The organism is Oscillibacter sp. MSJ-31 (assembly GCF_018918025.1).
GTDB lineage: Bacteria > Bacillota > Clostridia > Oscillospirales > Oscillospiraceae > Hominicoprocola.
Window position 1 is genome coordinate 30,716 of sequence record NZ_JAHLPT010000017.1, and the last position, 20,852, is coordinate 51,567.

A 20,852-nucleotide genomic window follows, 5' to 3' on the forward strand; every position below is an offset into this window, starting at 1 on the left:
TTCCTCTTTCTTCTGAGTTTTGTGGTATCGCACCCCGCCGCAGGGCGTGGCGCTGCGGGTTCAGGCGCCCTCTGCGGGCGCGATGCTCTCGACCAGCTCGAGCGCTGCAGGAAGCGGCTTCTCGCCCCCCTCGAGCCGCAGCGCGAGCTTCGGCTCGATGCCGGCGGAGAGCGTCAGCCGGCGCTTGTTCTTCCCCATCGCGCAAACGCGCATCACCGCCTCGACCGGCATCTCGCCGCCGAAGGTAAAGGTGATCGTATCGCCGCGCTGGGAAATGTCGCGGATGCCCGCCGCGCACGCCTCACCGCGCAGCATGGCGACGTCGAGCAGAGCGAGCGTGCTCGCCGGCGGCTCGCCGTAGCGGTCAAGCAGCTCGTCGAGCAGGTCCTGCGATTCCTCGCGCGTGCGCACCGCCGCGATGCGGCGGTAAATATCCATGCGTTGCTCGGGAGAGGGAATGTAGCTCTCCGGCAGGTTGGCCGAAACGGTCAGGTCCGCCGAGCAGTCCGTGCGGCTCGCCTTCTTCTCGCCGCGCTCCTCGAGCACGGCCTCCTCCAAAAGCTGCAGGTACATATCGTAGCCCACGCTCATCATGTAGCCCGACTGCTCGGGGCCGAGCAGGTTGCCCGCGCCGCGGATCTCGAGGTCGCGCATCGCGATGCGGAAGCCCGAACCGAACTCCGCGTATTCGCGGATGGCGGTCAGGCGCTTGGCGGCGACCTCGGTGAGGATCTTGCCCGGGCGGTAGGTCATATAGGCGTAGGCGCGGCGCGCGCTGCGGCCGATGCGCCCGCGGATCTGGTGGAGCTGGGCGAGGCCCAGCCGGTCCGCGTCCTCAATGATGAGGGTGTTGACGTTCGGAATGTCGATGCCCGTCTCGATGATGGTCGTGCAGACGAGGATCTGCGCCTCACCGTCAGAGAACTGCTGCATCACATGACTCAGACCCTTTTCGTCCAGCTTGCCGTGTGCGACCGCAATGCTGACCTCCTCGCCGAGGAGCTTTTTGAGCTGCGCGGCGCAGCGGTCGATGGTCTCCACGCGGTTGTGCAGGTAGTAGACTTGCCCGCCGCGCGAAAGCTCGCGTCGGATGGCTTCGGCGATCACGCCCCAGTCATGCTCGAGCACATAGGTCTGCACCGGCTGGCGGTCCTGCGGCGGCATCTCGATGGTAGACATATCGCGGATGCCCGACAGCGCCATGTTCAGCGTGCGCGGAATGGGCGTGGCGGAGAGCGTGAGCGTATCCACCTGCTTGGACAGCTCCTTGAGCTTTTCCTTGTGCGTCACGCCGAAGCGCTGCTCCTCGTCGATGACGAGCAATCCGAGGTCCTTGAAGTGCAGTCCCTTTTGCAGCAGCGCGTGCGTGCCGATGAGCAGATCGATCTTCCCCTCCGCCGCGCTTTGCAAAATCTTTTTCTTCTGCGCCGGCGTCTTGAAGCGCGAGAGCACCTCGATCGTCACCGGAAAGCTGCGGAAGCGGTTGATGGCGGTGGCGTAATGCTGCTGCGCCAGCACGGTGGTCGGCACCAGGATCGCCGCCTGCTTGCCGTCGAGCACGCATTTCATCACCGCGCGCAGCGCGACCTCCGTTTTGCCGTAGCCCACATCGCCGCAGAGCAGGCGATCCATCGGGCGCGAGCGCTCCATGTCGCTCTTGATCTCCGCGATGGCGCGGAGCTGATCGTCCGTCTCCTCATAGTCGAAGGCGTCCTCAAACTCGCGCTGCCAGGTGGAGTCCGGTGAAAAGGCGAAGCCGGGGCGGCGCTGCCGCTCGGCGTAGAGCTTGATGAGCCCCTTGGCAAGATCCTTCGCCGCGGCCTTGGCGCGGGATTTGGCCTTCGTCCAGTCCGTGCCGCCGAGCTTGTTCAGCTTGACGTGCTCGCCCTCCTCCCCGCCGCCGTGGCTGCCGATGTACTTCGACACCATATCGAGCTGCGTCGCGGGAACGTACAGGCTGTCGCTGCCGGCGTAGGCGATCTTGATATAATCCTTGTCCGCGCCGTCCACGCGGATGCGCTCCATGCCGACAAAGCGGCCGATGCCGTGGCGCTGGTGAACGACGAGGTCGCCCGGCGTCAGGTCGGTGTAGGAGCGGAGCTTCTGACGGCTCGAATCCTTTTTCTGCCGCACCGCGCGCGGCGCTTTGCCGCTGACCGGCGCAAGAAGCTGCCCCTCGGTCAGAATGACAAGGCGGAGCTGCGGGTATTCGCAGCCCGCGCTCAGCGCGCCGAGGCCGATGACGGTCTCGCCCGCGGCGGGCAGCGTCTGATCGGAGAGATCGAGCCGTGCGCGCACGCCGCGCTCCTCCAGAAGGCGGTGAAAATTCCTCGCGCGCGTTTCGTTGCCGCAGAGCACCAGCACGCCGCTGCCCGCGGCAAGATAGTGCTCCATGTCCGCGGCGGCGGTCTCAAGGCTGCCGCCGTAGGACGGCAGCTGCCGCGCGTTGATGCTGAGCATCGCCCGCGGCGGGGCCAGATAGCGCGAGGTCGGCAGGCTGTCGCACAAAAGCAGCGAGAAGCTGCCCCGCAGCCGCCGCGCCAGGTCCTCAAGCTCGACCGTGAGCGAGGCGAACTGCCCCGCGAGCGCGCCCTCCTCCAGCAGGATCTTCAGGTCCTCGCCCCATTCAAAGGCGCAGCCCTTCGCGCGCTCCATGACGCGGCTGCCCTCGCAGACGAGCACGATGCTCCCCTCCGGCAGGTAGTCCGCCGCACAGACGGCGGTCGGGTAGGCGGCGGCAAGGTAGCGGTCCATGCCGCCGAGCGGCAGGCCCTCACGCAGGCGGTCCATATCCGCGCGGATTGCTGCGGCGGTCTTTTCCGTGGTCTCCTTTTTTGCCAGCTGCGCCGCGGCGTGCTCCATACGCGCGAGCATCGCGTCCCGTCCGCCCTCGGCGGCAAAGGGCAGCACCTCGGCGGCGGGCAGAACGGTCAGTTCCTCAAGGTTTTTCGTGCGGCGCTGCGTGGCGACGTCAAACTCGCCCATCGCGTCGATCTCGGTATCAAAAAATTCGACGCGCACCGGTGCGCTCATCGGGGAATAGACGTCTAAAATGCCGCCGCGCACGGCGAACTGTCCCGCGCCCTCGACCTGCTCGCAGCGGACATAGCCCGCGGCGGTCAGGCGCTCGGCGAGTGCGCGTAGGTCGTGCTCCTCCCCGAGCCGGAGCGTGAGCACCGCGTCGCGCAGCGCCGTCGGCGGCAGCGTGCGCTGCATCATGCCGTCCACCGTCGCCACGACGATGCCCGTCCTGCCGAACGCCATGCGGCACAGCGCGTCCAGCCGCTCCTGCTCAAAGCTGTGGGAGGCGGAAACGCGGTCGCGCAGCTGCCATTCGCGGGCAAAGAGCATCACGCACTCCTCCCCTGTCAGGGCGGCGAGATCCGCGGCCATGCGCCGCGCCTCCTGCTCGTCGGCGCAGAGGACGGCGAGGGGACGCTTGGTCTCCTGCCGCAGCGCCGCGCCGAGCATCGCGCGGTGTACGCCGCTCACGCCGCTGACCGCCGCCGGTCCCGTGCCGAAGCGGATGATCTCCTCCAGCTCCCGCAGCTCCGGCAGCGCCATCATTTGCCGGTTCAGCTCCTGCATGAATGTCCCCTCCTTTTTCGCCGCAACGCGCAAAAGGGCGCAGATCGTCCCCGGTCGGACGGTCTGTACCCACACACATCGTTTTCCATGTTCTCCTGAGATGTCCGAAAAGAACTTCTCCTCCGGCAGTATACTACGCCGGAGGAGAAAAGTAAATGAACGAATGATAAACTTTTCGCGCAGGCAGCGTTCTCTCAGTTGAAGCGGTTCTGCGCCTCGGTCACGCCGCGGGAGATGATGCACTCCGCCGCGTCGAGCGCGCGGTCGAGCGCCTCGTCCACGATCTTCTTCTCCTGCGCGGAGAAGCTGCCGATCACCCAGTCCACCATGTCATAGTCCGGATGGCTCGGCGCGCCGACGCCGACCTTCACGCGCGGGAACACATCGGTGCCGAGGTGGGCGATGATGTTCTTGATGCCGTTGTGTCCGCCGGCGGAGCCCTTGTCGCGGATGCGCAGCTTGCCGAGCGGCAGCGAAACGTCATCGTAGATAACGAGCACATGGTCGCTCGGGATCTTATAGAACCGCGCCGCCTCGCCCACCGCCTCGCCGGAGAGGTTCATATAGGTCTGCGGCATCATCAGCAGCACGCGCGCCCCGCCGAATTCGATCAGCTCCGTCAGCGCGCGGAAGCGCAGGCGGTTGCAGCGCAGGCCCTGCTTGTCAATGAGCCGCTCGGCGGCCATGAAGCCGATGTTGTGGCGCGTGTTCTCATACTGCTTGCCGTAGTTCCCCAGACAGACGAGCAGCCACTCCGCGGGACCGGTGACTTTCTTTCCAAAAAACATGACGATAACCCTCGTATAAAAAAGAGCGGCCTTCCGCCGCTCTTTTTGAAATGCCCTTAGTTGAACAGCTTTGCGATGGAGATCTCCTGATAGGTGCGCTCGATCGCCTCGGCGAACATGGGCGCGACGGTCAGGTACTTGATGCGGGCCTTGGCCAACTCCGCTTCGCCGACGGGAGCGGGAATGGTATCGAGCAGGGCCAGCTCCTCGATGCAGCTCGCCTCAAGGCGCTCAAGCGCGGGACCGGAGAGAACGCCGTGGCTCGCGCAGGCGTAGACCTTCTTCGCGCCGCCGACTTCAACGACCGCCTTGGCGGCGTTGCAGAGGGAGCCGGCGGTATCGACCATATCGTCGAAGAGGATGCACTCCTTGCCCTCGACATCGCCGATAACATTCATGACCTCGCACTGGTTGGCCTTCTGGCGGCGCTTATCGACGATGGCAAGGTTCATGTGCAGCTTCTGGGCAAAGGTGCGGGCGCGGGCAACGGAGCCGACGTCGGGGCTGACGACGACCATATCCTCGCAATGCGCGCCGAACTTCTTGGCGTAGTAATCAACGAAGATGGGGTTGCCGAACAGGTTATCCACCGGAATATCGAAGAAGCCCTGGATCTGGTTGGCGTGCAGGTCCATGGTCAGCACGCGGTCAACGCCCGCGGCGACGAGCATATTGGCAACGAGCTTGGCGGAGATGGGATCGCGGCTCTTGGCCTTGCGGTCCTGACGGGCATAGCCGAAGTAGGGCATGACCGCGGTGATGCGGCCCGCGCTGGCGCGGCGGCACGCGTCGACCATGATGAGCAGCTCCATGAGACTGTCGTTGACGGGCTTGCAGGTGGACTGGATGAGGAACACGTCGCTGCCGCGCACGGTCTCATACAGAGAGACGGAGGCCTCGCCGTCTGCGAAGCTCTTGACCTCGCTCTCGCCGAGCTTGGTGCCGATGATCTTGCAGATGTCCGCTGCGAGCTTGGGGTTGGCGTTGCCGGTGAAGATCTTGATGTCCTTGCCGTGAGAAATCATTGTTTCCACTCTCCCTTGGTAATTTTTTTATGTAAAAGTTTTTACTTTTCCTTCTTGCCGAGCAGGGCGCGGCGGCGGGCCGCCCACCCCTCCTTGACCGTCTGCTTCGTGCGGGCGAGCGCCAGCGCGTCGGCGGGCACATCGTCCGTGATGGTGGAGCCGGCGGCGATGTAGCTGCCCTCGCCCACCTTGACCGGCGCGACCAGATTGGTGTTGCAGCCGATGAAGCTGTCGTCCCCGATGGTGCAGCGGTATTTCCTGAAGCCGTCGTAATTCGTCGTGACCGTACCGCAGCCGAAATTCACGCGCTCGCCGCAGTCGCTGTCGCCGACGTAGGTGAGGTGCGAGATCTTCGTGCCGTTACCGATGACGGAGTTCTTGATCTCCACAAAGTCGCCGACCTTGACGTGGTCGCCGATGGTCGAATTGGGCCGCACATAGGCAAACGGTCCCACGGTCGTATGGCTGCCGATGGTGCTCTCGTTCGTCTGCGAGGCGTTGATCTCCGTAAAGTCGCCCACGGTGCAGTCGCGCACCATGGCGTTCGGGCCGATCGTGCAGTGCTCGCCGATGACCGTCTCGCCGCGCAGGATGGTCCCGGGCAGGAGCGTCGTTCCCGCACCGATCTTCACGCGCGGGTCGATGTAGACGCTGTTCGTGTCCATGACGATCACGCCGTTCGCCAGATGCTTTTCCATGATCTTCTGGCGGCACATCGGCTGCGCGGCGCGCAGCTCCTCGGTGTCGCCCACCGGCAGGAAGCCCTTGGAGATCTCACAGCCCTTGGGGAACGCGGCAAATGCGCCGTGCTCGCGCAGCACGTCGCAGCAGGCGTCCGCCGGAGCGGAATACACCGCGCCGCCGGAGAACACGCCCACCGGCAGCACCACGCCGTTGACGATCAGAATGCTGCCCGTTTCGCCCTCAAGAAGCTTCAAAAGCTCCTCCGCGTGCTTCGCGCCGTCAACAAAGGTGACGTCCGCGTCCTTGGGCAGATAAGGCTTCATCCGCTCCTGCGCGGAGACGTCGGAGACAATAAAAAGCCGCTCAATGCCGCGCCCGCACAGCTCCGCGCACATCCACGTCAGGACGGGGCAGAACAAAATGGGCTGCAGCATCAGCGGCGTCTTCTCTTCGGTACAGGCGATGTTGTCCGGCATGAAAAGCACGGCGATCTTCTGGTCCATCGGATAGTCTCCTCCTTTGCGTCCACTTCTATTTTTATCTGTATTATACCAAACCTTTTTGAAAAATCCACCTTTTCCTGCAATTTTCCCAAAAAGTTTTTCATGCTCTGCATGAATTCATGCAATGCGCAAAATAATGTTAAAGAAAGTGAGTTTTATGGTTGATTTCGTAAACTTTAAGAGGTATAATAAGCAGACTTTCGGAAAAGGTGGGATGCTCCATGCTCCATATCGTACTCGTTGAGCCGGAGATCCCGCAGAATTGCGGCAACATCGCGCGCACCTGCGCCGCAACCGGTTCGCGGCTGCACCTCGTCAAGCCGCTCGGCTTCGACATTTCCGACCGCGCCGTCAAGCGCGCGGGGCTGGACTACTGGCATCTGGTCGAGGTCAGCACCTACGAAAACCTCGCCAACCTCTTTGAACAGCACCCCGAGGCCGCCGCGGACTGCTGGCTCGCCACGACCAAGGCGCCGCAGGACTACTGCGAGGCGGAATTTCACGACGGCTGCTGGCTCTTCTTCGGCAAGGAGACCGCCGGCCTGCCCGAGGACTTCCGTCTGGCGCATTATGAACGCTGCATCCGCCTTCCCATGCGCGCCGAGGCGCGCAGCCTGAACCTGAGCAATTCCGTCGCCATTCTGACCTACGAGGCTCTCAAGCAGCTCGGCTTCCCCGGGCTCAAGGGCACCGGCGAGATGGCGGAGCAACCGGACTGATCCGTAAACATTCACATAGAAGGAGCGTCATCATGAACTACAACAAGAAAACTGTGTACGACATCGACGTGGCGGGCAAGAAGGTCCTGCTGCGCTGCGACTTCAACGTCCCCCAGGACAAGGCCACCGGCGCGATCACCTCGGATAAGCGCATCGTCGCCGCTCTGCCGACCATCCGCTACCTGCTCGGGCAGGGCGCGGCGGTCATCGCCTGCTCGCACCTCGGCAAGCCCGAGCCGAGCTTTGAAAAATGGGTGAAGAAGCAGGCGGAAAAGGGCAAGGACCCCGCCGAGCTGACGGAGGAGAAGTGGCAGAAGTCCTTAAAGAAGCTCACCCTTGCTCCTGTCGCCGAGCGTCTTTCCGAGCTTCTCGGCAAGCCGGTCATCTTCGCGCATGACGTCGTCGGTCCCGACGCCAAGGCCAAGGCCGCGGCGCTCCGCGGCGGCGAGATCATGCTGCTCGAGAACACCCGCTTTGAAAAGGGCGAAACCAAGAACGATTCGGCGCTTGCCAAGGAGCTTGCCTCCATGGCCGAGGTCTACGTTTCCGACGCCTTTGGCTCCGTCCACCGCGCGCACGCCTCCACCGCTGGCGTGGCGGCGTACCTGCCCGCCGTCTCCGGCCTGCTGGTCGCCAAGGAGCTGGAGGTCATGGGCAAGGCGCTCGACGATCCCACGCGCCCGTTCGTCGCGGTGCTCGGCGGCGCAAAGGTCAGCGATAAGATCGCCGTTATCAACAATCTGCTCGAAAAGGCCGACACCGTCATCATCGGCGGCGGCATGGCCTACACCTTCGCCAAGGCGCAGGGCGGCGAGATCGGCAAGTCTCTGCTCGAGGAGGACAAGTGCGCCTACGCGCTCGAGATGATCGAGAAGGCCAAGGCAAAGGGCGTCAAGCTCCTGCTGCCGGTGGATACCGTGGCGGCGAAGGAGTTCGCCGCCGACGCCGAGCCGGTCGTGGTGGACGCGATGCACATTCCCGCCGACATGATGGGCATGGACATCGGTCCCAAGACCATTGAGCTTTTCTGCGCGGCGACGCGCGGCGCGGGTACCATCGTCTGGAACGGCCCCATGGGCGTTTTCGAGTTCCCCGCCTTTGCCAACGGCACTAAGGCCATGGCCAAGGCGCTCGCCGAGAGCGGCGCCGTGACCATCATCGGCGGCGGCGACAGCGCGGCGGCCGCCGAGCAGCTCGGCTTCGCCGACAAGATCACGCACATCTCCACCGGCGGCGGCGCGTCGCTTGAGTTCCTGGAGGGCAAGGAGCTGCCGGGCGTCGCCTGCCTGCTGGATAAGTAATAACATCGTTCTGCCCGCGCAGCGACGCGACCGAGCGCCGGCGCAGGGAGCCGCGCGTCAGCGCGTGTTCCGATCAGGGGCATCCCCACGGGGGATGCTGCCGGGCGTCGCCTGCCTGCTGGATAAGTAAGGTTTTCAGAAAACATTTTATATATTTAGGAGAGCATTTACCATGAATCGCAGATATCGCAAAACCATCATTGCCGGAAACTGGAAAATGAACAAGACCGCCACCGAGGCCAAAAAGTTCGCGGACGATTTCAAGGCTCTGCTGCCCAAGACCAAGTGGTGCGACGTGGTCGTGTGCGTGCCGAGCGTGGATATTTCCGCCGCCGTGCGCGCCTTTAAGGACAGCCGCGTGGCCGTCGGCGCACAGAATCTTTTCTATGAGGATCACGGCGCTTACACCGGCGAGGTCAGCGCCGCCATGCTGTGCGACCTCGGTGTGAAGTACGTCATCGTCGGCCACAGCGAGCGCCGCGCCATGTTCGGCGAGACCGACGCCATCGTCAACAAGAAGGTCCACGCCGCGCTGAACGCCGGGCTCAACCCCATCATCTGCGTGGGCGAGAGCCTTGACCAGCGCGAGATGGGCGTGACGATGGAGCTTATCGCCCTGCAGGTCAAGTCCGCGCTCGCGGGCGTGGCCGCGGAGAATATCCGCCGCTGCGTCATCGCCTACGAGCCCATCTGGGCCATCGGCACCGGCAAGACCGCCACCGGCGAGCAGGCCGCCGAGGTCTGCGGCTTCATCCGCGCCACCATCCGCGCCATGTACGGCGCACGCATCGCCCGCTCCGTCACCATTCAGTACGGCGGCTCGATGAATCCCGCCAACGCTGCCGAGCTGCTCGGCCACGAGGACATTGACGGCGGTCTGATCGGCGGCGCGTCCCTCGACGCCGGCAAGTTCATGGACATCGTCAACGCAGCCAATCAGGGCTGAGCGAAAGGAGTCCTTGCGATGAATAAAACCCCCACCACCCTTATCATTATGGACGGCTTCGGTCTGAGCGATGAGGTCAAGGGCAACGCCGTGCGCGGTGCGAACACGCCTGTGCTTGACCGTCTGAACGGCGAGTACGCGCATACGCAGCTCTCCGCCTCCGGTTTAGACGTGGGCCTGCCCGCCGGTCAGATGGGCAACAGCGAGGTCGGCCACACCAACATCGGCGGCGGCCGCGTGGTCTTTCAGGACCTGCCGCGCATCTCCCGCGCCATTGAGGACGGCACCTTCTTTGAAAATCCCGCCTACAACGCCGCGATGGACGCCTGTCTGGAAAAGGGCACGGCGCTGCACCTCTACGGACTGCTCTCCAACGGCGGCGTACACTCCACCGTGGAGCACGTTTGGGCGCTTTTGAAGATGGCCGGCATCAAGGGCCTCAAGCGCGTGTACCTGCACTGCTTCCTCGACGGGCGCGACGTCTCCCCCACCTCCGGCGCGGACTTCGTCGCCGAGGCGCAGAAAAAGTGCGCCGAGCTCGGCGTCGGCAAGATCGCGACCGTCATGGGCCGCTACTACGCCATGGACCGCGACAAACGCTGGGACCGTCTTGAGCGCGCCTACGACGCGATGGTCTACGGCGAGGGCATCCAGAACCCGGATCCCGTCGCCGCCATCCGGGAATCCTATCAGAACGGCGTGACCGATGAATTTGTGGAGCCCGTCGTCTGCGACAAGGAGGGCACCATCTCCGACAACGACGCCATCATCTTCTTCAACTACCGCCCCGACCGCGCCCGCGAGATCACCCGTGCGTTCGTCGATCCCGCGTTCGACGGCTTCCAGCGCGAGTATTTCCCCGTCACCTACGTCTGCAACACCGAGTACGACGCCACGATGCCGAACGTGCTCGTCGCGTTCCCGCGCATCACGATCCATAACGGCCTCGGCGAATACCTCAGCAAGCTCGGCCTGACGCAGCTGCGCATCGCGGAGACCGAGAAGTACGCCCATGTCACGTTCTTCTTCAATGGCGGCGTTGAAGCGCCCTACCCCGGCGAGGACCGTGTGCTCGTCGCCTCTCCCAAGGTCGCGACCTACGACCTCCAGCCCGAGATGAGCGCCTACGAGGTCACGGAAAAGTGCGTCGAGCGCATCGAGTCCGGCGCGTATGACGTCATCATCCTCAACTTCGCCAACTGCGACATGGTCGGTCACACCGGCAACTACGACGCCGCCGTCAAGGCCGTCGAGACCGTGGACGAGTGCGTCGGCAGGGTCGTGGACGCGACGCTCAAGATGGGCGGCATCGCCATGATCACCGCCGACCACGGCAACGCCGAGCAGATGCTGCAAAGCGACGGCGTGAGTCCCATGACCGCGCACACCACGAATCCCGTGCCCTTTATCCTCTGCGGCGCGGGCAACGAGCTGCGCGAGGGCCGCCTTGCCGACATCGCCCCCACCATTCTCGACGTGATGGGGCTCGAAAAGCCCGAGGAGATGGACGGTCAGAGCCTTATCCTCCGCTGAGCGCATAAGTCTTCTCAAAATCAGCCATACTTCGGTATGGCTGATTTTTTATTTTTCAGGAGGTCATGCGATGAACCGCTCCATCGTACACATTCACGCTCGCGAGATCCTGGATTCCCGCGGCAACCCCACGCTGGAAACGCAGGTAAGGCTGGAGGACGGCTCGCTCGGCGTCGCCGCCGTGCCGTCCGGCGCCTCGACCGGCGCGCACGAGGCCGTCGAGCTGCGCGACGGCGACCGTGCGCGCTACGGCGGCAAGGGCGTCCTGCACGCGCAGGCGCATGTCAACAACGAGATATTCGAGCTGCTGCGGGGCTTCGACGCGCGGCAACAGGGCCCGCTCGACCAGGCCATGCGCGAGCTGGACGGCACGGAAAACAAATCGAGGCTCGGCGCAAACGCCATCCTCTCCGTCTCGCTCGCGGCGGCCCGCGCCGCGGCGGCGAGCGAGGGACAGCCTCTCTGGCGGTATCTCGGCGGTCAGAACGCCTGCACGCTCCCTGTTCCGCTGATGAACGTGCTCAACGGCGGCGCACACGCGGGCAACTCGCTCGACATTCAGGAGTTCATGCTCGTCCCCGTCGGCGCGGACACCTTCCGCGACGCGCTGCGCATGGGCGCGGAAATTTACCACGCGCTCGGCTCGCTTGTCGGTCATTGCGGTGTGGGCGACGAGGGCGGCTACGCCCCCTCGCTTGCAAGCCACGAGGAGGCGCTCGACCTGCTCTGCCGCGCCATTGAGGCGGCGGGCTATCGCCCCGGCGCGGACGTGTACCTCGCGCTCGACGCCGCCGTTTCCGCGTGGTACGACGCAGGCTCCGACCGCTACCGGCTGCCGAAAAGCGGCAAAATCCTCACACGCGAGGAGCTACCGGCCTATTGGCAGGAGCTTGCGCGGCGCTATCCGCTCCTCTCGCTCGAGGACGGCATGGGCGAGGACGACGAAGCGGGCTGGCAGGCGCTGAGCGGTTCCCTTGGTGAAAGGGTGCAGCTCGTCGGCGACGACCTCTTTGTCACGAACCCCGCGCGCATCGCCCGCGGGGTGGAGCAGAGGCTTGCCAACACCGTGCTCATCAAGCCGAATCAGATCGGCACGCTCACGGAGACCGTCGAGGCCGTCCGCGCGGCGCAGGCCGCGGGCTGGGCGGCGGTCCTATCCCACCGCTCCGGCGAAACGGAGGACAGCACCATCGCCGACCTCGCGGTCGCGCTCGGCTGCACGCAGATCAAGGCCGGTGCTCCCTGCCGCGGCGAGCGCACGGCAAAGTACAACCGTCTGCTCGCCATTGAACAGGCGCTCGGCGGGAACGCCCGCTATGCGGGCCGCGCGGCCTTTACGGTATTGCCTTAAGGCAACCCAGCACAATGAAAGCGTTATTGCCTTAAAATTTCCCGAGAAATATGGTTTAGAAAAGGCTCCGACGGCGCACAATACCGTCAGAGCCTCTTCTATTTCGCAGCGCCCGCCACGCGGGCAGAAAGGACACGCTTATGAATGAACCGAAACGCCGCGCCGCGCGGCATTCCCTGACCGGGACGGGCTTATACATAGCCCTGTTCCTCGGATTGACGGCACTCGCCGTCGCGGGCTATTGGATGCTGCTTCCCTCTTCCGCTGACAAAACACCGACCAATGTGACCAAGCCGCCGGTCACGACTCCCATCACCGCGGAGCCGGTCACCCCGGACGTTCCCGAGGTCAAGCCGGAGGAGCCGGCCGAGCCGGTGCAGTCCGTTGTGGAGGTCACGGTCCCGGAAAAGGAGCCGGAGGTCACCGAGCCGGTCACGCCCGTCGCGCCGCGGCTCATTGTCTCTCCCTTGAGCGGCGAGACCGTCGCCGCCTTCAGCATGGACGAGCTCGCTTACAGCGAAACGCTCGCCGACTGGCGCACACACGACGGCATCGACATCAAGGCGGACGCCGGCACGCAGGTGCTCGCCGCCAGCTCCGGCACGGTGCTCTCCGTCGCGGACGACGACCTGATGGGCACCACCGTCGTCATCGCGCACGACGGCGGCTACGAGACCACCTACTCCAACCTTCAGAGCGTCCCGACCGTCGCGCCGGAGCAGTACGTCTCCGCCGGGCAGGTCATCGGCGCGGTCGGCGTGACCTCGCTCGCCGAGGCTTCCATGTCGCCGCACCTGCACTTCTCCGTCACAAAGGACGGCGAGATCATCGACCCGCAGGAATTTCTCAAGTCCTGACAAAAGAGCCGATCCAACGGATCGGCTCTTTTCTTATATTCGCTTATCGGTACGCCGTCAGCTGATTGCTTCACTCAGTCCGCGTCGGGCTTCGTAGCCTCCTCAAAGATCGCAACAGCCTCCGCGTTCGGGGCCTCGGTGAATCTCGCCACGAGATAGGCCGCGAGGAAGCTGACGATAAAGCCGGGAACGATCTCATACACACCCGTCGAGGCGGTGAGACCGCTCAGCAGCCAGCCGAGATCCACCACGAAGCCGGACACCACGCCCGCGACCGCGCCCTTGTAGTTGAAGCGCTTCCAGAAGAGGGAGAGCAGGATGGTGGGGCCGAAGGACGCGCCGAAGGCGCCCCAGGCGTTCTCCACCATGTCCATGATGGCCTGCGCGCCGCTGCCCTTGGAGTTGGCGATGGCAAAGGCGATCAGGGAGAGGACAAGCACCAGCACGCGGCCGACGAGCAGCGTTTCCTTCTCGCTCGCGCCCTTGCGGAAGAAGGGCTTATAGAGGTCCGCCGTGAAGGAGCTGGAGGCGACGAGCAGCTGAGAATCCGCCGTGGAGATGGACGCGGCGATGATGGCTGCGAGCAGCAGACCGCAGATGCCCGCCGGGAAGAACTTGCGGGACATGGCGATGAAAACGAGCTTCTGGTTGCCGTGGGTGAGCAGCTCCTCGCCCATGATCATGCGCCCGAAATAGGCGATCATAACGGCGGAGAAGAGGGAAATGACGACCCAGATGATGGCCACGATAGAGGACTTCTTGATCATCGAGGGCTTCTCGATGGACATGAAGCGCACAAGGATATGCGGCATACCGAAGTAACCGAGACCCCAGCCGAGGCCGCTGACAATGTCCTGCCAGCTCGCGTTGAAGATGCCGCCGCCGAAGGCGCACTGCGTCACCGCGCCGGTCGCAGCGTCGGTATACTCATAGACTGTCTCCAGTGCCGTGGGATCAAGCAGCTCGCTGTGGCCGAAATAGACGACGATAGGCACCAGCATCAGCGCCGCCATCATCAGAAGGCCCTGGAAGAAATCCGTCCAGCACACAGCGGCGAAGCCGCCGAAGAAGGTGTAGGCCACAATGATGAGCAGGAAGGCGAACATGGCGATCTTCGGGGAAATATCCGGGAAGAGCGTGGTAAACACGGAGGTGCCCGCCACCAGCGCGGAGGCCACATAGATCGTGTAGGCAAAGAGGAAGATGAGCGCGCACACGAGCTGCAGCGCGCGGGAATCGACCGCGAAGCGGTTCGTCAGGTACTGCGGGAGCGTGATGGAATCGTTCGCCGCCTTGGAGAAGGTGCGAAGGCGCTTGGCGCACAGGATCCAGTTGGCCGCCGTACCGATGGCAAGGCCGATGCCGATCCACATCTGGCCAAAGCCGAAGGCGAGGATCGAGCCGGGCAGGCCCATCAGCAGCCACGCGGACATATCGGACGCCTGCGCGGACAAGGCGGTAACCCAAGGGCCCATGGAGCGTCCGCCGAGGAAGAAGTCCTCCGAATTTTTGTTCGTGCCGTTGAAGTAGAACACCAGCGCCACGCCGAGCAGGATAACAAAGTACGCGATAAATGTTGTGATCTCCCAGTTCATAAGCTTTTGTCCTTCCGTCTTTCTGTTTGAGGCAGATACCTTATGGAAAAGCCGCACGAGGCAAAATAAAGCAAGAGGGGCACAACGAATGTCGTGCCCTTCTTGTGCTCCCGGTCGGTCCATGATCCGTCCGCCGGCAGCCGCCGGCAGATAAACATACAGCTTTTCACGACAATATCAATTTAATATTAAATGCCAAATGATGAGATTTGTCAAGGGATGTTCCGGAAAATTGTTGCGTTTCTGCACGCCAGGGCTAAAGCTGCACTCATCCAGCCGCAGTCCGAGCGTGAAGCGGTCCTGACAGGCCGTGAACCGCCGCAGGGCAATGGGGACGATCTGCGAGAGCCGCAGGGGTGTGAGGCTCCCGTGCAGACGGTACCGGCCATCGTCCGTTTTGTCCCTGAAACCACATCCGTATTTAGCGTTGGACAAAGCGGATGGCATAGCTACCCTCACGCTTGGAACGGTCGAACCACCGCCCTGGGCACGCAGCAGAGATACCAGGTCGGTATTCTGCGCCCGCGCCTTTTCCTCCGGCGTGAAATAGATAAATTTAGCCATTCTTTTTTCTCCGTATGGATCGATGTGGTCCCTCTTGCCGCCCGAGGGACGCTGTGGTACAATTTCTCTCCGTGATATTCTGTGAGAGAAGGAAGAAGCAAATGAACCAGAAAGAACTCAACGAAATACGCCGGCGCTTCCGGCTCGATAAAAATAACTTCAGCCGCATCTTCGGCTGCTACGTTAACTCCAACCGCGAGGTCATCTCGTGGATCGATGCTTCCCTCGGCCTCATGCGGCAGGAGGAGCAGGAGATGTATCTGGGGCTGCTCAAAAAGACGCTCTCCGGCACGCTGGGGCGCAACCTCATCGACATCGAATTCTCCACCACGCAGGTCGCGGACAGCGACGAGCACCGTCTGCTCCAAACCCTGCGCCAGACGGAGTGCAAGGATGCGAACGCCCGCGAAACGCTCTGCCGCAAAATTATTGAATCTCTCAATATGGGCGAGACGAACTGCCTCATTCTCCTCGCCGCCGACGCCTATGATGTTCCTTACCGCGGCAAGGACGACGAGCTGCAGGCGGACGCCTCCGGCGACGTCTACAAGTATTTTATCTGCGCCATTTGTCCTGTGAAGGCACCGACGCTCGAGCTGCGCTACGATACCGACGAGAATTTCTTCCACCCAAGCTCCACCGGACATATTGCCCTTGCGCCCGAGCTGGGCTTCCTCTTCCCCGCCTTCGACGACCGCGCGGCGAACATCTACAACGCGCTTTTCTACAGCAAGAACGTCGAGCTCATCCACGAGGAGGTCATTGACGCGGTGTTCCGCGTCGAGCCGCCGATGTCCGCCGTTGAGCAGAAAAATGTGTTTGATACCGCGCTCGCTGATACGCTTGAAAAGGATTGCAGCTACGATGTGGTGCAGTCCGTCCACGAGCAGCTGCGCGGCCGCATTCAGGAGCATAAGGAGAGCCGCGACCCCGCGCCGCTGGAGCTGACGGTCGGCGACGTCGGCGGCATCCTGTCCGAGAGCGGCGTGAGCGAGGAGAAGGTCGAGAGCTTCCGCCGCGAGTGCGAGAAGCAGTACGGTGAGAATGCCGCGCTGAACCCGAAGAACATTCTCGGCACGGGCAAGTTCGAGATCACCACGCCGGAGGTGAAGATCACCGTCGCGCCGGAGAACAGCTATCTCATCGAGGCCCGCATGATCGGCGGGCGCAGGTACCTGCTCATTCCCGCCGACGATGGTGTGGAGGTCAACGGCGTGAGCGTGAGCATTCCGAACGAGGAGCATAGCTGATCACAGAGCCGCAGCACCGGTCATCACCGATGCCGCGGCTCTGCACTATGTATGCGATATCTCTTCATGATCGTCGGGCTTGTGTCCCATGGCAAGGCGTTTGCGCTGGAGCTCACGGTGGCGCTTGCGGTCGATCCGCAGGCCATAGAGCGTACCGTCAGCCTTGCTGTTATCCTCGAAGATCCTGCCCATGTGGTGCAGCATCTGCATGACCGAATCGCCAAGAGTAGGTGAGCGATACACCGCATCTCTTTTTGGCACCCTGCTGTCGGGCGGCACATCGGCATTCTGTTCCGGCGTGTTGTTGGTCGGTTCGCCGGTATTCTCTTCCGCACCATCTGCTGCACTCGCCCTTTGCACAGGTTCGTGGTACACCAGCACGTCATTCCTTGGACGCGGGTCAGGATCAATCGGTGCCGGGGTCTCCTGCACGGGCTGTTCTTTCGCTTGCCTATGGGACATTGGACACGCGCCAACGCGGAGACTTGCTTACTTGCTGTTAGGGGCCATCCGAAGCGACAAGCGAAGGACGTCCATCAGGTCATTATTTCTCATGCGGAAGAACGCAGTAAAAAGCCAGATGAGGTAAGGGAACGAATCGAGAGACTTATGGGGGATGTGCCGCGCATTGAGTTATTTGCCCGTCAGAAAGCTGATGGCTGGGACGTTTGGGGTAATGAGGTCATCAATGATGTGGAACTGATAACGTAACACATCTCACCATAGCAAGCATGAAGGAAGCATCAGAACATGGATGTAAGCGAGACGTTCTAAAGTCCGCTTACTGAATTTATATGACGTGGCGCGGCAATGTAGGTGTGTGAGATGGGAGATGGAAGCGGTTTCAGACTGTAGAAGAATAGAATCCAGTCTATACCCATCATAAGATACCGATCAAGGCGTAGACGACGGATGCTGCGATCCATGCGACACAGCACTGCATCAGCACGACGCCTATTGTTTTCAGCGTTGAGCCGAATTCCCGCCGGATCGTGGCTACCGCCGCGATGCAGGGAGTATACAGCAGCGTAAAGACCAGGAAGCTCGCGGCGGAGCGGTTGGTGAACATTGTAGAAAGCGGGGCCCCGCCCAGCAAGACCTCCAGCGTGCTGACGACGGATTCCTTTGCGATGAAGCCGGAAATCAGGGAGGTCGCGCAGTGCCAATCCGCAAAGCCCAGCGGCGCGAACACCGGCGCGATCCATCGGCCGATGAGGGCCAAAAGACTGTCGGCGCTGTCGGCCACCACGTTCAGCCTGATATCAAAGCTTTGCAGGAACCAGATGATGATCGTAGCCAGAAAAATCACCGTAAAGGCCCTCTGCAAAAAATCCTTGGCCTTTTCCCACAGCAGAAGCGCAACGCTCTTGAGGCTCGGCAAGCGGTAATTGGGAAGCTCCATGACAAACGGTACCGGCTTCCCGCGGAATGTGCTCCAGTTCATGATAAGCGCGGCAACGATCCCAATCAGAATGCCCAGCAGATACAGAGAGATCATCACGAGCGCACGGTGCGTCGGGAAGAACGCCGCGGTAAAAAACGCGTAGATGGAGATCTTTGCCGAGCAGCTCATATAAGGCGTGAGCAGGATGGTCATCTTGCGGTCGCGGTCGCTCGATACCGTGCGCGTCGCCATGATGGCCGGCACGGAGCAGCCGAAGCCGATGAGCATGGGAACGATGCTGCGGCCGGACAGGCCGATCTTACGCAGGGGCTTGTCCATCACAAATGCGACGCGCGCCATGTAGCCGGTATCCTCCAGAATGGAGAGGAAGAAAAAGAGCGTCACGATGATGGGCAGGAACACCAGCACGCTGCCTACGCCCGTAAAAATGCCGTCGATGATGAGGCTATGTACCACAGGGTTAATGCCGTATGCGGTCAGGGCATGGTCCACCGCGGCGGTAAGGGCGCCAATGCCGACCGCAAGCCAGTCGGACAGCCGCTGCCCGATCACATGAAAGGTGAGGTAGAATATCAGCAGCATAACGGCAAGAAAGGCAGGGAGCGCCGTATACCGGCCGGTAAGAAACCGGTCGATCTTCATCGAGCGGGCGTGCTCCCGGCTCTCGTGGCACTTTACCACCGACGATGCCACAACGCTTTCAATGAAGGTGTAGCGCATATCGGCAAGCGCTGCGTTGCGGTCAAGTCCCGCTTCGCTCTCCATCTGCACGATGCAATGCTCAAGCAGCTCGCGCTCGTTCCGATCGAGCGCCAGACGGTCGGCGAGGTCATCGCCGCCTTCGATCAGCTTTGTTGCACAGAAGCGTGCCGGCACACCGATGCGGTCGGCGTGGTCGGCGATCAGGTGCGTGACGGCGTGGATGCAGCGGTGGACGGCGGAATCATCCGCGCAGAAGTCCGTCACCTTGGGCAGAGTTTTGCTCCGAGCCACGGCGATCGCCTGATCCACCAGCTCGCTCACGCCCTCGCCCTTTGCGGCTGCGATCGGTATGACAGGGATGCCGAGCGCAGCGCTCATCTTCTGCACGTCGATAGAGCCGCCGTTGGAACGGACCTCATCCATCATGTTCAGCGCCAGCACCATCGGTATCCGCAGCTCGAGCAGCTGAAGCGTCAGGTACAAATTGCGCTCAATGTTGGTGGCGTCCACAATGTTGATCATGCCGTCCGGCTTCTGATTGAGGATAAAATCGCGGGAGACGATCTCCTCCTGCGTATAGGGCCGCAGGGAGTAAATGCCGGGCAGATCCACCACGGCGCAGCCTTTTTCATCTGTGATCTCGCCCATCTTCTGATCTACCGTGACACCGGGAAAGTTGCCGACGTGCTGGTTGGAGCCGGTGAGGGCGTTGAAGAGAGTCGTTTTGCCGCAGTTCTGGTTTCCGACGAGTGCAAAGATCATTTCAGCTCGCCCTCCACTTCGATCTTTTGTGCCTCCTCTACGCGCAGCGTCAGCTCGTAGCCGCGCACGCGGATCTCGATGGGATCGCCCATCGGCGCGACCTTCTGTAACGTCACGCGGGTGTGCGGGATCAGCCCCATATCCAACAGACGGCAGCGCAAGGCTCCGTCTCCGCCCACGGCGGTAATGACGGCGGACGTACCGACCTTCAATTGATCAAGTGTCATCTATTTTTCTCTCCCAATGATTTTGATGTGCTTATGGTAACATTCCCGCCGCGGCCTGTCAATACAGCTGCGGAGGAGATGCCTTTCGTTATATGAGGTGATTTATATAACGGCATCAACTGGACGCTGATTGTGGATGTAAACTTCGATGACGATGCATTGAATGGTGGTCTCAAGCTCTTCGGTGAAGTTGTCGGGATAGGTCACGAGGGTGACGTTATCTTTGCCGTAGAGCTCCTAGAACGCTTCCGCGCCGCGGCGGTCGTCCTCAGACTGAGAAACGGAACCGGTCACGATACCGATGTGAATCGCCTCCTCCTGATCGTCAGGAGTATCAGGGGTGTCGGGTGTGTCGGGGGTAGTCTTGTTGCCGCAGGCCACGAGCGAAAGCTCCATGACCAGAGCGAGCAGGATACTCAGGAATCTTTTCATACGAAACCTCCAATTTCATTTTTCGCTCGACGGAAGTGTTCGTCAGGCTCTGGAGTGTGTGGCAGGGAAGAAGCATTTGGAAGCATGAAGAAGGTTCACCATGACCTGAATTAGGTCGTGGTGAACCTTCTATTCTGGACTAAAAACAGTGGGATTTGAGCTGCATTGAAATGATGGGCAAGCCGCCGCCCGTTCCGAGCGACAGCCTGCCTTTTGTCAGATCATGTTGAGGTGCTATCGTACAATTATCTTTCTAAGTCTCTCTAAATCATTCCCATCCGGATGGGAGAGCGCTCGGTCAAAGTTCTCAATCAGCGCATCGATATTTTCCGGATGCTCCGGCTGTACCTTCATTTTCATGTAGCGTTCCCGTACAGACGGCGGCATTTTGCCCTGACACATATATTCTCCGACCACGGAATTGCTTGTATCGATAGACTGCTTGACATGATTGAGAATCTTCTGGAAATATGCCTCGCTGCCGCCAAAGCCCGCCGTTCCAAACCTGCTAAAAAGTCAAGTCCTAATTCAAAGAAAAGTTATCGGCAGAAAAAGAGCATAGCAAAACAGAGGCGGCAAAGTGGATCGCCTGGCCGCCTCAAATAAAGTATTGGAGATCT

The 20,852-nt window shown here is 61.8% G+C and carries 17 protein-coding genes and 2 pseudogenes; 8 read left to right on the plus strand and 11 right to left on the minus strand.

The genetic code is table 11. The features are described from left to right. Positions 1-60: 60 nt before the first annotated feature. The 4 genes from mfd to KQI17_RS10460 form a co-directional block, all read right to left on the minus strand. Positions 61-3,588, minus strand: coding sequence for a transcription-repair coupling factor (gene mfd / locus KQI17_RS10445; RefSeq protein ID WP_216496164.1), 3,528 nt, complete (start codon positions 3,586-3,588; stop codon positions 61-63). 194 nt (positions 3,589-3,782) lie between these two features. Then, complete coding sequence (gene pth, locus KQI17_RS10450) at positions 3,783-4,376, minus strand: aminoacyl-tRNA hydrolase (protein ID WP_216496166.1); 594 nt, start codon at positions 4,374-4,376, stop codon at positions 3,783-3,785. 56 nt (positions 4,377-4,432) lie between these two features. After that, entirely contained in the window at positions 4,433-5,401 is a 969-nt protein-coding gene (locus KQI17_RS10455; protein WP_022018921.1) for a ribose-phosphate pyrophosphokinase, read from the minus strand. Positions 5,402-5,442: 41 nt separating this feature from the next. Further along, positions 5,443-6,588 (minus strand): DapH/DapD/GlmU-related protein, encoded by a 1,146-nt coding sequence (locus KQI17_RS10460; RefSeq protein WP_216496168.1) that lies wholly within the window; start codon positions 6,586-6,588, stop codon positions 5,443-5,445. Between the two features lie 221 nt (positions 6,589-6,809). Here KQI17_RS10460 and KQI17_RS10465 point away from each other — a divergent pair, with 221 nt between their 5' ends. From KQI17_RS10465 to KQI17_RS10490, 6 genes are all read left to right on the plus strand, one after another. Next, complete coding sequence (locus KQI17_RS10465) at positions 6,810-7,307, plus strand: tRNA (cytidine(34)-2'-O)-methyltransferase (RefSeq protein WP_216496170.1); 498 nt, start codon at positions 6,810-6,812, stop codon at positions 7,305-7,307. Between the two features lie 32 nt (positions 7,308-7,339). Beyond that, on the plus strand, positions 7,340-8,608 hold the full coding sequence (gene pgk, locus KQI17_RS10470; RefSeq protein WP_216496172.1) for a phosphoglycerate kinase: 1,269 nt from the start codon (positions 7,340-7,342) through the stop codon (positions 8,606-8,608). Between the two features lie 172 nt (positions 8,609-8,780). Continuing rightward, on the plus strand, positions 8,781-9,554 hold the full coding sequence (tpiA, locus tag KQI17_RS10475; RefSeq protein ID WP_022018917.1) for a triose-phosphate isomerase: 774 nt from the start codon (positions 8,781-8,783) through the stop codon (positions 9,552-9,554). 18 nt (positions 9,555-9,572) lie between these two features. Then, positions 9,573-11,087 carry a 2,3-bisphosphoglycerate-independent phosphoglycerate mutase gene (gpmI, locus tag KQI17_RS10480; RefSeq protein WP_216496174.1) on the plus strand — a complete coding sequence of 505 codons (1,515 nt, stop codon included), beginning with the start codon at positions 9,573-9,575 and terminating at the stop codon, positions 11,085-11,087. A 70-nt stretch (positions 11,088-11,157) separates the two neighbouring features. Continuing rightward, positions 11,158-12,438, plus strand: a complete 1,281-nt coding sequence (gene eno / locus KQI17_RS10485) for a phosphopyruvate hydratase (protein ID WP_216496175.1) — start codon at positions 11,158-11,160, stop codon at positions 12,436-12,438. Between the two features lie 140 nt (positions 12,439-12,578). Beyond that, complete coding sequence (locus tag KQI17_RS10490; RefSeq protein WP_216496177.1) at positions 12,579-13,295, plus strand: M23 family metallopeptidase; 717 nt, start codon at positions 12,579-12,581, stop codon at positions 13,293-13,295. A gap of 74 nt (positions 13,296-13,369) precedes the next feature. On the opposite strand, the gene KQI17_RS10495 is transcribed toward KQI17_RS10490, so the two are convergent. Continuing rightward, the gene (locus KQI17_RS10495) at positions 13,370-14,890 is read right to left on the minus strand and encodes a sodium/proline symporter (protein ID WP_216496178.1); all 1,521 of its coding nucleotides are present in this window, start codon (positions 14,888-14,890) and stop codon (positions 13,370-13,372) included. 177 nt (positions 14,891-15,067) lie between these two features. Next, a complete protein-coding gene (locus KQI17_RS10500) occupies positions 15,068-15,454 on the minus strand; it encodes a hypothetical protein (protein ID WP_216496180.1) in 387 nt (128 codons plus the stop codon). A 101-nt stretch (positions 15,455-15,555) separates the two neighbouring features. Between KQI17_RS10500 and KQI17_RS10505 the strand changes: the two genes are divergently transcribed. Further along, positions 15,556-16,704 carry a DUF4317 domain-containing protein gene (locus KQI17_RS10505; RefSeq protein ID WP_216496182.1) on the plus strand — a complete coding sequence of 383 codons (1,149 nt, stop codon included), beginning with the start codon at positions 15,556-15,558 and terminating at the stop codon, positions 16,702-16,704. 45 nt (positions 16,705-16,749) lie between these two features. On the opposite strand, the gene KQI17_RS13675 is transcribed toward KQI17_RS10505, so the two are convergent. Next, the gene (locus tag KQI17_RS13675) at positions 16,750-17,136 is read right to left on the minus strand and encodes a hypothetical protein (protein WP_253285786.1); all 387 of its coding nucleotides are present in this window, start codon (positions 17,134-17,136) and stop codon (positions 16,750-16,752) included. Here KQI17_RS13675 and KQI17_RS13680 point away from each other — a divergent pair. Then, positions 17,137-17,415 (plus strand): annotated as a pseudogene (locus KQI17_RS13680) (MT-A70 family methyltransferase); the annotation flags it as partial. 169 nt (positions 17,416-17,584) lie between these two features. On the opposite strand, the gene feoB reads toward KQI17_RS13680, so the two are convergent. The 4 genes and pseudogenes from feoB to KQI17_RS10530 form a co-directional block, all read right to left on the minus strand. Continuing rightward, complete coding sequence (feoB, locus tag KQI17_RS10515; protein ID WP_216496183.1) at positions 17,585-19,573, minus strand: ferrous iron transport protein B; 1,989 nt, start codon at positions 19,571-19,573, stop codon at positions 17,585-17,587. Further along, positions 19,570-19,800, minus strand: coding sequence for a FeoA family protein (locus KQI17_RS10520; protein WP_216496185.1), 231 nt, complete (start codon positions 19,798-19,800; stop codon positions 19,570-19,572). The genes feoB and KQI17_RS10520 overlap by 4 nt, the downstream gene beginning before the upstream one ends. Before the next feature lie 237 nt (positions 19,801-20,037). Further along, complete coding sequence (locus tag KQI17_RS13685; RefSeq protein ID WP_371821988.1) at positions 20,038-20,232, minus strand: hypothetical protein; 195 nt, start codon at positions 20,230-20,232, stop codon at positions 20,038-20,040. A gap of 234 nt (positions 20,233-20,466) precedes the next feature. After that, positions 20,467-20,724 (minus strand): annotated as a pseudogene (locus tag KQI17_RS10530) (flavodoxin family protein); the annotation flags it as partial. Between the last annotated feature and the right edge of the window lie 128 nt (positions 20,725-20,852).

Excerpts from the sequence above, each read along its gene's own strand:
- mfd (WP_216496164.1), bottom strand. The coding sequence starts at position 3,588 with ATGCAGGAGCTGAACCGGCAAATGATGGCGCTGCCGGAGCTGCGGGAG.
- pth (WP_216496166.1), bottom strand. The coding sequence starts at position 4,376 with ATGTTTTTTGGAAAGAAAGTCACCGGTCCCGCGGAGTGGCTGCTCGTC.
- KQI17_RS10455 (WP_022018921.1), bottom strand. The coding sequence starts at position 5,401 with ATGATTTCTCACGGCAAGGACATCAAGATCTTCACCGGCAACGCCAAC.
- KQI17_RS10460 (WP_216496168.1), bottom strand. The coding sequence starts at position 6,588 with ATGGACCAGAAGATCGCCGTGCTTTTCATGCCGGACAACATCGCCTGT.
- KQI17_RS10465 (WP_216496170.1), top strand. The coding sequence starts at position 6,810 with ATGCTCCATATCGTACTCGTTGAGCCGGAGATCCCGCAGAATTGCGGC.
- pgk (WP_216496172.1), top strand. The coding sequence starts at position 7,340 with ATGAACTACAACAAGAAAACTGTGTACGACATCGACGTGGCGGGCAAG.
- tpiA (WP_022018917.1), top strand. The coding sequence starts at position 8,781 with ATGAATCGCAGATATCGCAAAACCATCATTGCCGGAAACTGGAAAATG.
- gpmI (WP_216496174.1), top strand. The coding sequence starts at position 9,573 with ATGAATAAAACCCCCACCACCCTTATCATTATGGACGGCTTCGGTCTG.
- eno (WP_216496175.1), top strand. The coding sequence starts at position 11,158 with ATGAACCGCTCCATCGTACACATTCACGCTCGCGAGATCCTGGATTCC.
- KQI17_RS10490 (WP_216496177.1), top strand. The coding sequence starts at position 12,579 with ATGAATGAACCGAAACGCCGCGCCGCGCGGCATTCCCTGACCGGGACG.
- KQI17_RS10495 (WP_216496178.1), bottom strand. The coding sequence starts at position 14,890 with ATGAACTGGGAGATCACAACATTTATCGCGTACTTTGTTATCCTGCTC.
- KQI17_RS10500 (WP_216496180.1), bottom strand. The coding sequence starts at position 15,454 with ATGGCTAAATTTATCTATTTCACGCCGGAGGAAAAGGCGCGGGCGCAG.
- KQI17_RS10505 (WP_216496182.1), top strand. The coding sequence starts at position 15,556 with ATGAACCAGAAAGAACTCAACGAAATACGCCGGCGCTTCCGGCTCGAT.
- feoB (WP_216496183.1), bottom strand. The coding sequence starts at position 19,573 with ATGATCTTTGCACTCGTCGGAAACCAGAACTGCGGCAAAACGACTCTC.
- KQI17_RS10520 (WP_216496185.1), bottom strand. The coding sequence starts at position 19,800 with ATGACACTTGATCAATTGAAGGTCGGTACGTCCGCCGTCATTACCGCC.
- KQI17_RS13685 (WP_371821988.1), bottom strand. The coding sequence starts at position 20,232 with ATGAAAAGATTCCTGAGTATCCTGCTCGCTCTGGTCATGGAGCTTTCG.